Source organism: Nonomuraea sp. NPDC050310 (assembly GCF_040655795.1).
GTDB lineage: Bacteria > Actinomycetota > Actinomycetes > Streptosporangiales > Streptosporangiaceae > Nonomuraea.
Genome location: NZ_JBFAKP010000001.1, coordinates 39,888 through 53,388, shown reverse-complemented (window position 1 = coordinate 53,388; position 13,501 = coordinate 39,888). Strand labels below are relative to the sequence as shown.

The 13,501-nt window shown below is 74.3% G+C and carries 9 protein-coding genes; all 9 read left to right on the top strand.

Going from position 1 to position 13,501, the window contains the following annotated elements:
* Positions 1-114 precede the first annotated feature (114 nt).
* A complete protein-coding gene (locus AB0I67_RS00300) occupies positions 115-3,048 on the top strand; it encodes a type 2 lanthipeptide synthetase LanM family protein (protein ID WP_357915170.1) in 2,934 nt (977 codons plus the stop codon).
* A 36-nt stretch (positions 3,049-3,084) separates the two neighbouring features.
* On the top strand, positions 3,085-3,324 hold the full coding sequence (locus AB0I67_RS00295; RefSeq protein WP_357915167.1) for a hypothetical protein: 240 nt from the start codon (positions 3,085-3,087) through the stop codon (positions 3,322-3,324).
* A 35-nt stretch (positions 3,325-3,359) separates the two neighbouring features.
* Entirely contained in the window at positions 3,360-6,275 is a 2,916-nt protein-coding gene (locus AB0I67_RS00290; RefSeq protein WP_357915164.1) for an AAA family ATPase, read from the top strand.
* Positions 6,276-6,350: 75 nt separating this feature from the next.
* On the top strand, positions 6,351-7,907 hold the full coding sequence (locus tag AB0I67_RS00285; RefSeq protein WP_357915161.1) for an AfsR/SARP family transcriptional regulator: 1,557 nt from the start codon (positions 6,351-6,353) through the stop codon (positions 7,905-7,907).
* A gap of 23 nt (positions 7,908-7,930) precedes the next feature.
* Positions 7,931-8,764 (top strand): S8 family serine peptidase, encoded by an 834-nt coding sequence (locus AB0I67_RS00280; RefSeq protein WP_357915158.1) that lies wholly within the window; start codon positions 7,931-7,933, stop codon positions 8,762-8,764.
* A 10-nt stretch (positions 8,765-8,774) separates the two neighbouring features.
* Positions 8,775-9,401: a GAF domain-containing protein gene (locus AB0I67_RS00275; protein WP_357915155.1), complete on the top strand. Its 627-nt coding sequence runs from the start codon at positions 8,775-8,777 to the stop codon at positions 9,399-9,401.
* A gap of 12 nt (positions 9,402-9,413) precedes the next feature.
* Positions 9,414-9,599 (top strand): aroma-sacti cluster domain-containing protein, encoded by a 186-nt coding sequence (locus AB0I67_RS00270; RefSeq protein ID WP_357915153.1) that lies wholly within the window; start codon positions 9,414-9,416, stop codon positions 9,597-9,599.
* Entirely contained in the window at positions 9,599-12,469 is a 2,871-nt protein-coding gene (locus tag AB0I67_RS00265; protein WP_357915150.1) for an AAA family ATPase, read from the top strand. The genes AB0I67_RS00270 and AB0I67_RS00265 overlap by 1 nt, the downstream gene beginning before the upstream one ends.
* Positions 12,466-13,482, top strand: a complete 1,017-nt coding sequence (locus AB0I67_RS00260) for a hypothetical protein (RefSeq protein ID WP_357915147.1) — start codon at positions 12,466-12,468, stop codon at positions 13,480-13,482. The genes AB0I67_RS00265 and AB0I67_RS00260 overlap by 4 nt, the downstream gene beginning before the upstream one ends.
* Positions 13,483-13,501: the final 19 nt, after the last annotated feature.

Genomic DNA, 13,501 nt, shown 5'->3' with positions numbered 1-13,501 from the left:
TGATCGCTCAGGGGCCGTTGGAGCGGGCGGTTGGTTTTGGGAGCGTCGGGGGTTGTGACTTTATGGGGGCATGTCCCCCATGTCGGGGGTGGGGGGTCCTTCAATACTGGCCCCATGACCGACCGTTGGTGGGAAGCGGCGCTGATCCCTGGGGAGGAGTGCGGCGGGGTGCCGTCTTGGGCGGCCAGGGTGGAGCGGGTCGGGGCTGGGGAGGCGACCGACGAGGACTTCGCGGGGGTGGTGTGGCCGCTGGCGGTGCAGGCCGGGGAGGATCTGCGGGCGGCGATGGGGGGCGGGGTCGACGCCGAGGCGGTGCGGGAGCGGTTCGTGGCCGGGCTGGCGGGGAGGTTGGCGGGGCTGGCGGCTCGGGTGCTGGTGCTTGAGCTGAACGTGATGCGGGTGAAGGGGGAGCTGGCGGGGGGTACGCCGGAGGAGCGGTTTCGGGAGTTTGTGGCGCGGAGCAGGGAAGGGTTGCCGGCGCTGCTGCGGAGGTATCCGGTGCTGGCTCGGGTGCTTGGGCAGGCTTGTGAGCAGGCGGTTGAGGCGGGGGTGGAACTGCTCGGGCGGTTCGAGGCCGATCGGGAGGAGCTGGCCTGGCTGATCGGCGAGCCGCAGGGAAACGGCGTCCACCAAGACAGCGAGCCCGCGGGGAAGGGCGTCCAGCAAGGGAGCGGGCCGGCCAAAAAGGGCGCCCAGCAAGGGAGCGAGCCAGCCAAAAGGGGCGCCCACCAAGGCAGCGAGCCGGCGGACGCTGGGCTAGGCGAGCTGGTCGGGTTTGTGGCGGCTGGGGATCGGCATCGCCAAGGGCGGGCCGTGTGTGTGCTGGAGTTCGCCGGTGGGGGAAAGGTGGTGTACCGGCCAAGGCCGGTTACGGCGCATCTGCACTTCAACGAGCTCGTGCGCTGGCTGAATGAAAGGGTGCCCGGGCTGGAGCTGGGGACGGTCAGGGTGCTGGCGCGGGACGGGTACGGGTGGGTGGAGTTCGCCGAGGCGGCGCCGTGCACGACGGCGGAGCAGGTGAGCCGGTTCTACCGCCGCCAAGGCGCCCTGCTGACGCTGCTGGACGTGGTGAACGGGACGGACATCCACTACGAGAACCTGGTGGCGTGCGGGGATCAGCCGCTGGTGGTGGACGTGGAGACGGTGCTGCATCCGACGGGCCTGGCGGGGCCGGACACGACGGATCCGGCGTTGCGGGTGCTGCGCGAGTCGGTGCAGCGGACGGCGCTGCTGCCGCAGTTCGTGATGGGCGATCAGGGCGTCCTGGACGTGTCGGGGCTGGGCGGCGACAAGATGGGGGTGGCGCCGTTCTCGGCGGCGACGTGGGAGGACGCGGGCACGGACACGATGCGGCTGGTCCGCAGCGCGACCCGGTTCACGGGCGCGGCGAACCGGCCGATGCTGGCGGGTGTGGAGGTGGATCCGGCCGAGCACGTGCGGAGCCTGATCCAAGGCTTCCAGGCCGCCTACCACGCGATAGCGGCCAGTCGGGAGGAGCTGCTGGCCGGGCTGCTGCGGCGGTTCGCCGGGGACGAGGTCCGGGTGGTGGTACGGCAGAGCCGCCTGTACGCCGAGCTGCTGAGCGAGTCGACGCATCCGGACGTGATGCGCCAGGCGAGGGTCCGGGACGCGGTGTTCCACCTGCTGGCCGGGGTGTCGGGCGGCGATCCCCTGCTGCTGGCGGCGGTGCCGTACGAGGTGGGGGCGTTGTGGGCCGGGGACGTGCCGATGTTCTCCACCCGGGGCGACTCGCTGGAGCTGGTGGGTGACGACGGGACGCCGCTGGGGGTGTCGCTGAAGGAGTCGGGCCTGGACGCGGTGACCAGGAAGGTCGCCACGATGGGTCCGGCGGATCTGGCGGACCAGGAGTGGATCATCCGGGCGTCGCTCGCCGCCCGGGACACCGGCGACCAGCATCCGGTACCGACACCGGGGGCGGTACGGCTGGCTCCGACGCCGCCGCTTCCGGAGACGCTGCTGGCGGCGGCGCGGGGGCTGGCCGATCAGCTCTGCGCGGACGTGCACAGCGACGGGGAGCGGGTGAACTGGCTGGGTCTGGAGCCGATCGCGCCGGGGCACTGGTCGGTGATGCCGCTGGGCGGTGGATTGGCGACGGGGTATTCGGGGGTGGCGCTCTTCCTGGCGCAGGCGGGTCTCGTGACGGGGGTGGAGGAGTATCGCGAGGTGGCGCTGCGGGCGGTGGCCGGGTTGCCGCCGCTGCTGGAGGGGCTGACGCCGGAGCTGGCGGTCGCGGTGGGTCCGGGCGGGTTCGGCGGGCTGGGGGGCATCGTGTACGCGGTGGCCCGGTTGTCGGTGCTGTTGCCGGGCGCGGGGCTGGAGGCGTGCCTGGAGCGGGCGCTGGAGCTGCTGGACTTCGCGATCGGCGAGGGGACACCGCCGGTGGACGTGTACGACGGGCTGGCCGGGGGGCTGGCCGCGTTGTGCGCCGTCGCGGAGATCACCGGGCTGGAACGGGCGAGGGCGGCGGCCGATCGGTGTGCGGAGGTGCTGGCGGCCCGGGTTCGGGAGGTGGAGCTGGCCCCGGGGTTCGCCTTCGGGGGGTGCGGCGTGGATTGGGCTCTCCGCCGCGCGAACCGAAAGCACCAGAAGAGCCGTAATACCCACGAGAGCCATAGAGGCCGCGACAACCCTGTAGACCACCAAGGTCGCACGCTCGGGTTGTCCTGGTGCCGGGGCACGCCCGGCAGGTTGCTCGCCCGCGTGGATGACGGGCGGTACGGCTGGAAACAAGTACGGAAGGGCATCGGTGACACCCTCCCCCTGGCGACCCACGACCTGTGTCACGGCGAGCTGGGCCGGATCGAGCTGCTGACCACCCTGACCGCCCGCGGAGACAAGGAGGCCGCAAGTGCGATGAACCGGTACGCGGGGCACCTGCTGGCCTCGCTGGAACAGTTCGGCCCCCGCTGCGGGACGCCGAACCAGGTGCCCACCCCAGGGCTCCTGACCGGCCTGGCCGGCATCGGCCACGGCCTGTTACGCCTGACGGACCCGGAGCGGGTTCCCGCCGTCCTGCTCCTTCGTTAAGCCCCCTCGCCACCCGCTCACGACAAGGGAGAAAGCATGACCGAACACTCCTGGATTGACAGCGTGGACGAGCACCCCTCAGGCAAGATCGTGATCAGAGTCTCCGGTGTCACCGCCTTCAGCCGTCCCTGGATCCTGACCGGAATGATTCCCGGTGCCCGCCCCGCCCTCGACTCCCCTACCGGTTCCCTGGTCAACCTCCCAGCCTGCGACGATTTCGGTCCGGCCCTAACCACGTGCACAGACGTGCCCGGTCTAAACCAGCCGCGCGGGTGATGATCCCTTCCGCCCCCGATGCCTAACCTGGCGCCATGCGGTTTCGCTCGCCCTTGCTGATCGGCCGGGATCGGGAGAGTGCGCTTCTCGGCGCGCTCCTGACCGCCGCGCGGCAAGGGCGCGGCGGAGCCGTCTTCCTCACCGGTGACGCCGGCATCGGCAAGTCGAGGCTGGTCGCCGACTGCACCTACCAGGCGCTCGACGACGGGATGGTGGTCCTGCGCGGGCGCGGCAGCGGCTCCAGCCGGGACGTGTCGTACAAGCCGCTGCGCGAGGCGCTGTTCTCCTTCGCCAGGACGAACGGGCCGCCCAACGACCCCGCCCTCGACGCCTACCTGCCGGCCTTGACCACGCTCCTGCCCGAGTGGCGCACCACGCCGGGCGCCGAGCACCTCGAGTCGCTCATCGTGCTGTCGGAGGCCGTGCTGCGGCTGCTGATCGCGATCGGCCGCGACCGGGGCGTCGTGCTGGTCCTGGAGGATCTGCACGACGCCGACACCGAGACGCTCGCGGTGGTGGAGTACCTCGCCGACAACCTCGAAGAGCTGCCGATCATGCTCCTGGCCAACCTGCGCGGGCACAGCAGCCAGGCGCGGCGGGTGGCCGACGACTGCGCCCGGCGGCGGACCGCCACCGTGCTCGGGCTCGACCCGCTGACCGGGGCGGACCTGGGCGCGCTGGCCGCCGCCTGCCTCGACTGCGCGCCGGACGAGGTGCCGCCCCGGCTGTTACGCCACCTGGAGCGCACCGCCGACGGCAACCCGTTCGTGGTCGAGGAGCTGCTCAGCGCCATGGCCGGGACCGGCGCGCTGGAGCTGGCCGACGGGCGCTGGCACCTGACCAGCGATCCGGCCACGCAGGTGCCGGTGACGCTGATCGAGAGCATCGCGGTGCGGGCCGAGCAGATCGGCCCGGCCGGCCAGGAGATCCTGCGCGCCGCCGCGATCTTCGGCCGGCGCTTCCCGGTCGCGCCGTTGCAGGCGATCGTGGGGCTGTCGGACCGGGACATGCTGGCCTTCCTGCGGGCGGGCGTGGCCGCGCAGCTCATCAAGCCGGACGAGACCGAGACCGGCTGGTACGCCTTCCGGCACGCGCTCACCGCCGAGGCGCTGCTCAGCAGCCTGATCCCCACCGAGCGCACGATGATCGCCCGGCGGGCGGTCACCGCGGTCACCCGGCTGCAGCCCGGGTTGCCGGGCGAGTGGTGCCAGGTCGCGGCCGGGCTGCACCTGGTCGCCGGGGAGGAGGCGGAGGCCGGGCGGCTGCTGGCCGACGCGGGGCAGCGGCTGCTGGACAGCGGCGCGGCCGGCTCGGCGATCAGCCTGCTGGAGAACGCCTACGAGCGGCTGCGCGACGACCAGCCGCAGGTGCGCGCCAAGGTGCTGGCCTCACTGCTGTACGCGCTGTCCGAGGGCGGGCAGGCGGAGCGCGCCGCGGCCCTGGCCGGGGAGCTGTCGGAGCTGGACGGCCCGGCCGTGCCGCCCGCCGATCGGATCGGCCTGCGCGTCACCATGGCCTGGATCGCCGCCGAGGCCGGCCGCTTCTCGGAGGGCATGGCACACGTCTCCACGGCCCGGGAGGTCCTGGAGGCGCACTGGGAGGAGGCGCACTCCACGGCCCTGGACGTGGTCGAGGCCCAGCTCATGACCCGGGTGTCCGACCACGCGCCGGAGCGGCTGGCCCGGCGGGCGGCGGAGACCGCCGAGCGGCTGCCCCTGCCCGGGGTGGCCTGCCAGGCCTGGGAGCTGCTGGCCTACCTCGTGCGCCCGCGCGGCCTGGCCGAGGCCGACCAGTGCCTGGCCAAGGTGCAGGCCATCGCCGAGGAGCACGGGCTGGGCCTGTGGCGGATCCGCGCGCTGGTCCGGCTGGCGATCAACGGCAGCCTCCGGCACGGCGACACCACCGCTCTGGAACAGGCGGTACGGCAAGCCGCCGCGGCCGGCGCGGTGACCTCGATGCACACCGCCCAGGCGACGCTGGCGATGTTGCTGGTCCTGCGCGGCGACTACGAGCAGGCCGAGTCGCTGGCCGCCTCGTGGGCCGAGACGAGCATCCGGCTGAGCCACGCCGACTACACCCAGTACGTGCTGCTCACCCAGGCCACCTCGGCCGCGCACCAGGGCCGGCGCAAGGAGATGGACAAGGCGCTGGGCGCCTTCCGCCGCTGGGGCGGCGAGGACGGCGAGTACGTGGCGCTCTCCCACGGCCTGTGCCAGGCGGTCTGCGCGCTGCTGGAGGAGGATCGGGAGGCCGCGGTCGAGTCGCTGGGCCGGGCCCGGGCGTGGGAGGACGCGCACCCGAGCGTCTACTCGCTGACCGGTCGGTTCGGGCTGGGCGTGCTGCTGGACGCGCTCGCCGACCGGGCGGGTCCCGAGGAGTGCGCGGAGATCGCCGCGACCCCGGCGGGGACGTTGCGCTGGAACCGGCACTTCCTGCTGCTGGCCGCGGCGGTGGCGATGGGCAGGTCGGGGCGCGGGGACGAGGCGCACACGCTGGTCGAGGCGGCCAGGGAGGCGGCGCAGCCGTACCGGATGGCGGCGAACCTGGGACTGCGGCTGGTGGCCGAGGCCGCGGTGGCCGACGGCTGGGGTGACGCGCCCACCTGGTTGCGGACCGCCGAGGAGTACTTCCACGAGGCGGGGATCCCGGCGGTGGCCGGGGCCTGCCGGACGTTGCTGCGCCAGGCCGGCGTGGCGGCGGCGCACCGGCGCAGCGGGCACGAGCGCATCCCCGAGGAGCTGCGGCGGCTGGGCGTGACGGTGCGGGAGTACGAGGTCTTCGTGCTGCTGGCCGGGCGGCGGGGGAATGTGGACATCGCCAAGCGGCTGTTCATCTCGCCGCGCACCGTGGAGAAACACGTGGCCAGCCTGCTGCTGAAGACCGGCCAGGCCGATCGGGCCGCGCTGTGCGACCTGGCGGCGGGGACTTTCTGGGGGCATCCGCCCTCATGAACCCCGAAATATCGGGATTTATGGGGTGGAAGCGCCGATGTCTCCCCCGAAGGCCGGTCCCACAGTGGGGTGGTGATGGAGTTCCGAATACTCGGTACCGTCGAGGCTTACCACGACGGGCGCCGCATCGGGCTGGGGCCGCGCAAACAGCGCCTGACCCTGGCCATTTTGGCGCTGGAGGCCAACCGGCCGGTTCCAGTGCGCCGCCTGGTCGAACTGATCTGGCCGGAGTCGCCGCCGCGCACCGCCGAGCACGCGGTCCGGGTGGCCGTGTCCCAGCTTCGCACGGCCTTCAAGGAGATCCCCGAGGTCGACCTGGTCTCCCAGGGCTCGGGCTACCTGCTGCGCACCGACCCGGCCTCGGTCGACGTGCACCGCTTCCGCGACCTGGTCCAGCAGGCCCGGCTCGCGCCCGACGACCACGTCCGGGTCACCCTGCTGGAGGCGGCCCTCGGCCTGTGGCGCGGGCCCGCGCTGGCCGGAGCGGCCCTTCCCGAGGTGCAGGAACGGCTCGGCGGCGGCCTGGAGGAGGCCCGGCTGACCGCATTGGAGGACAGGCTCACCGCCGAGCTGCGCCTGGGCCGCCACCTCGACCTGCTGGAGGAGCTCACCGAGCTGACCCGCGCGCACCCCTTCCGCGAGCGGCTGACCTGCCAGCTCATGACCGCGCTCTACCGCAGCGGCCAGGCGGGCGTGGCGCTGGAGGCGGCCCGGGCGGCGCGGCGGCGGCTCGCCGACGAGATCGGCCTCGACCCGGGGCCGGACTTCCAGCGGCTGGAGCTGGCGATCCTGCGCAACGACCCGGACCTGCTGGCCGGCCCGCCCGCCCCGCCACCGCCTTCACCCGCCAGGCGCCCGCCCGCCCAGCTCCCGCCGCCGGTCTCCGCCTTCACCGGCCGCGCCGCCCAGCTCCGCTGGCTGGACGAGGCCACCCGCGAGCTCACGACCCCGCTCACCGCGGCGCTCCTGGGCCCGGCGGGCGCCGGCAAGACCGCGCTCGCGGTGCACTGGGCGCACCTGGCCCGCGAGCGCTTCCCCGACGGGCAGCTCCACCTCGACCTCCAGGAGTACGGCTCCCGCCGCGCCCTCTCGCGGCTGTTGCGCGCACTGGGCGGCGGCGAGGACGACCGCGGCCTGGACATCGAGGAGGCCGCCGCGCTCTACCGCACCCAGACGGCCGGCCGCCGCCTGCTGGTGCTGCTCGACAACGTCGCCGCCTCCGAGCAGGTCAGGCCGCTCCTGCCGGGCGCGGGCGGCAGCCTCACCCTGGTCACCAGCCGCGCGAGCCTGAGCGGGCTGATCGCGCTGGACGGGGCCAGGCCGCTGCGTCTGCCGCCGCTCTCCCCCGCCGAGGCGCGCGAGCTGCTGGGCCGCCTGATCGGCCCGGACCGGGTGCGCGCGGAGGCCGCCGAGGTCGACCGGCTGGCGGAGCTCTGCGACCACCTGCCCGCGGCGCTGCGCCTGGCCGCCGCCGACGCCTGTGCCGGCCGTACCGTGGCGGAGCTGGTGAACGAGCTCGAAGCCGAGCAGGAGGAGCTCGTCCTGCACGCCGCGCCCCCGCCCAAGCCGGCCGAGCGCCGCAAGCTCGGCCGGGCCGGCCGGCACTGTAACCGGACTATGAGACAACTCTGAACGGCAGTGCCGACCATGCGCGTATGACGGGTACGCGAGTCGTCGAGGACGCACTCACCCAGAGGTTCCGGATCGCGCACGCCTCGCGTGGCGCGGCCATGGACTCCGCGCGGCTCGCCCTGCCCGCCGAGATCACCCGCGAGTGGGCCTGGGGCTCCTCCAAGGGCTCCGGGGTCCGGGTCTGCCTGATCGACAGCGGGGTGGACGCCACCCACCCCGAGCTCGGCGGCCCGGTCACCGCGCTCACCGTGACGAACGGGCCCGGCGGCCTGCGCGTCGTCCCGGACGCCGAGGGCGACCAGGCCGGGCACGGCACCGCCTGCGCGGGGGTGATCCGCACGGTCGCCCCCGACTGCGAGCTGACCAGCGTGCGCGTGCTCGGCGGCGGCCTGCGCGGCAGCGGCGAGGTGCTGCTGACCGCGCTGGAGTGGGCCGTGGAGGAGGGCTTCCACCTGGTCAACCTGAGCCTGTCCACGCGCCGCACCGAGCACAAGGAAGCCCTGCACGACCTGGTGGACCGTGCCAGTTTCGCCGGGGTCACCGTCGTCGCCTCCGCGCACAACCGGCCGGTGCGCTCCTACCCCTGGAACTTCGCGAGCGTCATCTCGGTGGGCTCGCACAGCCGCCTGGACAGCGAGTACCTGGAGGCCAACCCCGAGCCGCCGGTGGAGTTCTTCGCCCGCGGGGTCGCCGTCGAGGTCCCGCAGCCGGGCGGCGGCCGCTCCCGGCTGTCCGGCAACAGCTTCGCCACCCCGCACGTCACCGGCATGTGCGCCCGCATCCTGGGTCACCACCCGGGCCTGCCCACCGGCCAGCTCAAGTACGTGCTGGCCGCGATCGCCGACAACAGGATCTGAGGAGAACGACATGGGCCTGGAGATGCCCGACTCCCTGACCGCCTCGCTCGGCCGGGTGCTGCTGCCCGGCGCGCACACCGAAGTCATGCGCTCGACGGTACGGCTGGGCCGGCTGACCTTCTCAGCCGCCGCGGCCTCGATCTTCCTGCACGACGAGCAGACCGATCAGCTGATCTTCGAGGCCTCCTCGGGCGAGGGCGAGGACCGCCTGGTGGGCCTGGCCATCCCGTCCGGGCACGGCGTGGCGGGGTGGGTCTTCCAGACCGGCGAGACCGTGGTCTGCGACGTGCGCCAGGACCCCCGCTTCGACCGCGAGTTCGCCGCGCGCACCGGCTACGTGCCGGAGACGCTGATGGCCGCGCCGCTGGAGCTCGACGAGCACATCATCGGTGTGCTGCAGGTGCTCGACCCCGCGCTCGACCGGTTCGGCGAGCTGGCCGCCATCGACCTGCTCACCGAGCTGGCCAACCAGCTCGCGATCACGCTCGCGCTGGTGACCGTGGTCCGGGGGCGGGAGGTCACCCCGCTGCACCGGCTGGAGTCGGCGCTCAGCCGGGCCGACGCGCCCAGTTCCGCGGTGGACGAGCTGCTCGAGGCGCTCGGCAAGTTCGTGCTGACCAGTTCCGGCCGGCTGTAGGAAAGGATCGCCATGTCGTTCGATGCCCTGACCGCGCTGCTGGAGGCCGGTCACCCGCTGGAGTTCCTCACCGACGGCCAGCGGGCCGTGTTCGCCGGGTTGTCGGAGTCCGAGGTCGAGGTGCTCAACTCGATCAAGGCCAAGCTGGAGGAGGCCGACGACGCCGACGTGGAAGGCCACGAGGTCAAGGTGCTCTGATGTGCCCCGGCTGCCGCGCGGAGACCACGGCGCAGGATCGTTTCTGCCGCAACTGCGGCGCCCGCTTGGCCGAGGTCCCCGCGCTGAGCAGCCGCAAGAACGTCGTGGTGCTCTTCATCGACCTGATCGGCTCGACCACCCTGGCCGAGTGGCTCGATCCCGAGCCGCTGCGCGTCCTCATGGACCGCTACTACCGGGTGTGCACGGAGGCCATCGGCGCGCACGGCGGGGTGATCGAGAAGTTCATCGGCGACGCGGTCATGGCGGTCTTCGGGATGCCGGTGGCGCACGAGGACGACGCGGCGCGTGCCGTACGGGCCGCGCTGGAGGTGACCGAGGGCGTGCGCGGGCTGGGCGGCGGGCTCGACGTGCACTCGGGGATCTTCTCCGGCGAGGTGATCGCCACCTCGTTGCCCACCGGCGACCTGCGGGTGGTCGGGGACGCGGTCAACACCGCCGCCCGGCTGCAGTCGGCCGCCGGGGCCGGCGAGATCCTCATCGGCAAGAGCGTGGCGCGTGCCGTACGGGACCTGATGGAGCTGCGGCCGATGCCGCCGCTCGCCCTGAAGGGCAAGGCCAAGCCGGTGCCGGCGTGGCTGGTCACCGGGCGCAAGGCGGCGGTCGAGCGCGACCGCGCGCCCTTCGTCGGCCGGGCCGCCGAGCTGGCGGCGCTCCGCCGAGCCTTCGACCGGGTGGTGCGCGAGCGCGAGTGCCGGGTCGTCACCGTCCTGGGCGTGCCCGGGCTGGGCAAGACCCGGCTGGTGCGCGAGTTCCTGGCCGCGCTGCCGCCCGGGGCGGCGCGCGTGCTGACCGGCCACTGCCAGTCGTACGGCAAGGGCATCACCTACCAGCCGATCGCCGAGCTCTTCCACGAGCTGCCCGGCGGCGCGGACCTGGCCGCCTGCCTCGGCTCCGACCGCGGCGTGGAGGAGATCGCGTGGGTGGTGCGCCGCCAGGTGACCGAGCTGGCCACGGAAGGCCCGCTGATCGTGGTCTGCGAGGACCTGCACTGGGCCGAGCCGACCCTGCTCGACCTGCTGGAGGAGCTGGCCGCCGAGGTGTCCGGGCTGCCGGTACTGCTGATCTGCGTGGCCAGGCCCGAGCTGCTCGAAGCCCGTCCCGGCTGGGCGTCGGCGGTGACGATCGAGCCGGGCCCGCTCTCGCCTGAAGAGCTCGACCTGCTCCTGGCGCACCTGGAACCCGACCTGGTGGCGCACTCGGCGGCCGAAGCGCTGGAGCGGGTCGCCGAGGCCAGCGGCGGCAACCCGCTGTTCGCCGAGCTGATGATGGACATGCTGGCCGAGGGCGAGGAGGACGCCATCCCGCCAACCGTGCAGGCGCTGCTGACCGCGCGGATCGACCGGCTGTCCGGCCGCGAGCGCCGGGTGCTGGCCCGCGCCTCCGCCTTCGGCCGCCGCTTCAGCCGCGCCGGGGTGGCCGCGCTGCACGACGCGCCGGAGGAGGTGCCGGAGGCATTGGCCCAGGTGCAACGCCGCCGCCTGGTGGAGCCGGCCGGGCGTGACCTCCGCTTCGCGCAGGCCCTCACCCGGGACGTCGTCTACTCGATGAGCCCCAAGGCCGAGCGGCGCGAGTGGCACCTGCGCATCGCCGACCAGCTCGCGGACGGGCACGAGGTGGCCTACCACCTGGAGGCCGCCTGCCTGCTGGCCCGGGAGGTCTCGCCCGGCGCCCCGGCCAACCTGCCGCTCGCCCGCCGGGCCGGTGCGCACCTGGCCGAGGCGGGCACCCAGGCGCTGGCCCGCAAGGACCTGTCGGCCGCGGTCAACCTGCTGGAACGGGCGCTGGTCCTGATGCCGGTCGAGGAGCCCGAGCACCGGGTGCTGGTGCTGCGGCTGTGCGACGCCTACCTGCTGCTCGGCCGCCGGGAGGAGGCCGCCGCGCTGCTGGAGCGCGGCGCCGCCGCCTTCGCCGACCCGCGCGGGCGGCGCACGCTCGCCATCCAGCGGCACCTGCTCGCCCTGCGGTACGGCTCGGCCGGGCCGTACGACGGGCCCGAACCCGACCCCGGCGACCATCTCGGGTGGTGCCGGATGCAGCAGGTGCGGGCGCTTACCTGGCTGGCCGCCGGGCAGGTCGGCAAGGCCGAGCGGGCCATGCGGGCCGCGGCCGAGCACGCGCGGGCGCTGGGCGACCTGTACGAGGAGAAGCGGCTGCTGATCGCGCGCTGCGAGCTGGCGCAGTGGTCGCCCGCGCCGCTGGAGGAGGGGCTCGCGCTCTGCGCGGTGCTGGCCGAGCGGTTCGCCGGCGACCGGGCGCTGCTGGTCATGGTGCGCTTCACCGAGGCCCGGCTGCGGGCGCTGCGCGGGGAGATCGCGGCGGCGCACGAGCTGCTCGACCGGGCCGCGTCGCACGCCCGTGACCTCAACCTCAGCCTGGCCGGCACCGCCGTCGTCCAGGCGCGGGCCCTGGTCTGCTCGCTGGCCGGCGACCACACCCGCTCCGCCGCCCTGTACGGCGAGGCCGCGCGCGCCCTGGAGTCGATGGACCTGCCCGTGCCCGCCCAGACGCTCCGCGTGTACGCCGCCCGCGAGCACTTCCACGCCGGCCGGCCCCTGGGCGAGCTGCCGGACGAGGGGCTGGAGCTGCGGGCGGAACTGGTCGCCCGCTGCCTGCGCGCCCGCGCCGGCCGCCGGGAGCAGGCCGAGGCCGTCCTCGGTCTGCTGGACGGCACCGACGACCCGTGCCTGCGCGGCGACGTCCTGGCCGAGCTCGCCCGTGCCCGGCACGAGCAGGGCCGCACCGCCGAGGCCCGGGACTTGGCCCGGCGGGCCGAGGAGCACTACCTCGGGCGTGGGGCCACGCTGCCGGCGGGCCGGGTGGCCGCCTGGCTGGCGAGCCTGGACCGGTGAACGGGCCGCCGCTGGAGTGCCAACTCGGCGACCCGTCCCGCGTGATCGACCTGCGGCCCCGCTTCGACAACGTGGGGGCGGATACGCCTGCCGTACCGTGCCCGGTCTTCCTGGCGCGGGAGCGGGACCCGGAGGTGGACGCGCTGCGGGCCGGGCTGTGGCGGCTCGGCATCCCCTCCCTGCGCGCGGGGCTGGACACGCCGGTCCTGGTGGACGACGAGGGCCTCCGCTGCGACGGCATGCGGCCGACCGTCGTGTGGCTCAGGCACCTCTCACCCCGCGCCGCCCCCGAGCACCCGGCCACCGCGGTGCGCCGCTACCGCAGCGACGCCTGGCGCGCCCTGCTCGGCCAGCTCGCCCTCTGCGCCGGAGCGCCCGTCCTGGGCACCGGTCCCGGCCTGCTCCACCAGCTCGCCACCGCCCGCGACCTCGGCATCCGGGTGCCACGGACGCTCGTCACCACCCACCCCGCCACCGACGTCGACCGGCTGCGCTCCGCCCGGGTCGTCGCCAAGGCCCTCGACAGCCACGCCGTCGAAGCCGCCCCCGGCCTGCTGGCCGCCGCCTTCGCCCGGATCGCGCCCCGCGACGAGGTGCGTGCCTGGCCCCGGCAAGCGCCCCTGGTGCTGCAGGAGTACGTCCCCCACTCCACCGAGCTGCGCGTCTACCACCTGCGCGGCGAGCTGCACGCCTTCCGCGTCGTCAAGGACTCCCCCGAAGCACTCTGGCTCGCCGAGGAGACGGTCGAGGTGACGGCCTGTCCGGTTCCCCCGCCGGTCGCCACCGCCACCCGCCGCCTGGCGGAGGCCCTGGGGCTGACCTACGCGGCCTTCGACTTCCTGCTGGACGGCTCGCGCGAGCCGGTCTTCCTCGAAGCCAACGTCACCGGCGACTGGCGCTGGTTCGAGCACCGAGCCGGGACGAGGGCGGTCACCCGGGCCGCGGTCGCCATGCTCGCCCGCCTGCACCAGGCCGCCGGCGGCACCCGCGTCCGCCCGCTGTCGCTGCTATGAGCGGACTATGACCCGGCTC

Bases quoted from the DNA above. Each gene is read 5' to 3' on its own strand.
- AB0I67_RS00300 (WP_357915170.1), top strand. From the start codon at position 115: ATGACCGACCGTTGGTGGGAAGCGGCGCTGATCCCTGGGGAGGAGTGC.
- AB0I67_RS00295 (WP_357915167.1), top strand. From the start codon at position 3,085: ATGACCGAACACTCCTGGATTGACAGCGTGGACGAGCACCCCTCAGGC.
- AB0I67_RS00290 (WP_357915164.1), top strand. From the start codon at position 3,360: ATGCGGTTTCGCTCGCCCTTGCTGATCGGCCGGGATCGGGAGAGTGCG.
- AB0I67_RS00285 (WP_357915161.1), top strand. From the start codon at position 6,351: ATGGAGTTCCGAATACTCGGTACCGTCGAGGCTTACCACGACGGGCGC.
- AB0I67_RS00280 (WP_357915158.1), top strand. From the start codon at position 7,931: ATGACGGGTACGCGAGTCGTCGAGGACGCACTCACCCAGAGGTTCCGG.
- AB0I67_RS00275 (WP_357915155.1), top strand. From the start codon at position 8,775: ATGGGCCTGGAGATGCCCGACTCCCTGACCGCCTCGCTCGGCCGGGTG.
- AB0I67_RS00270 (WP_357915153.1), top strand. From the start codon at position 9,414: ATGTCGTTCGATGCCCTGACCGCGCTGCTGGAGGCCGGTCACCCGCTG.
- AB0I67_RS00265 (WP_357915150.1), top strand. From the start codon at position 9,599: ATGTGCCCCGGCTGCCGCGCGGAGACCACGGCGCAGGATCGTTTCTGC.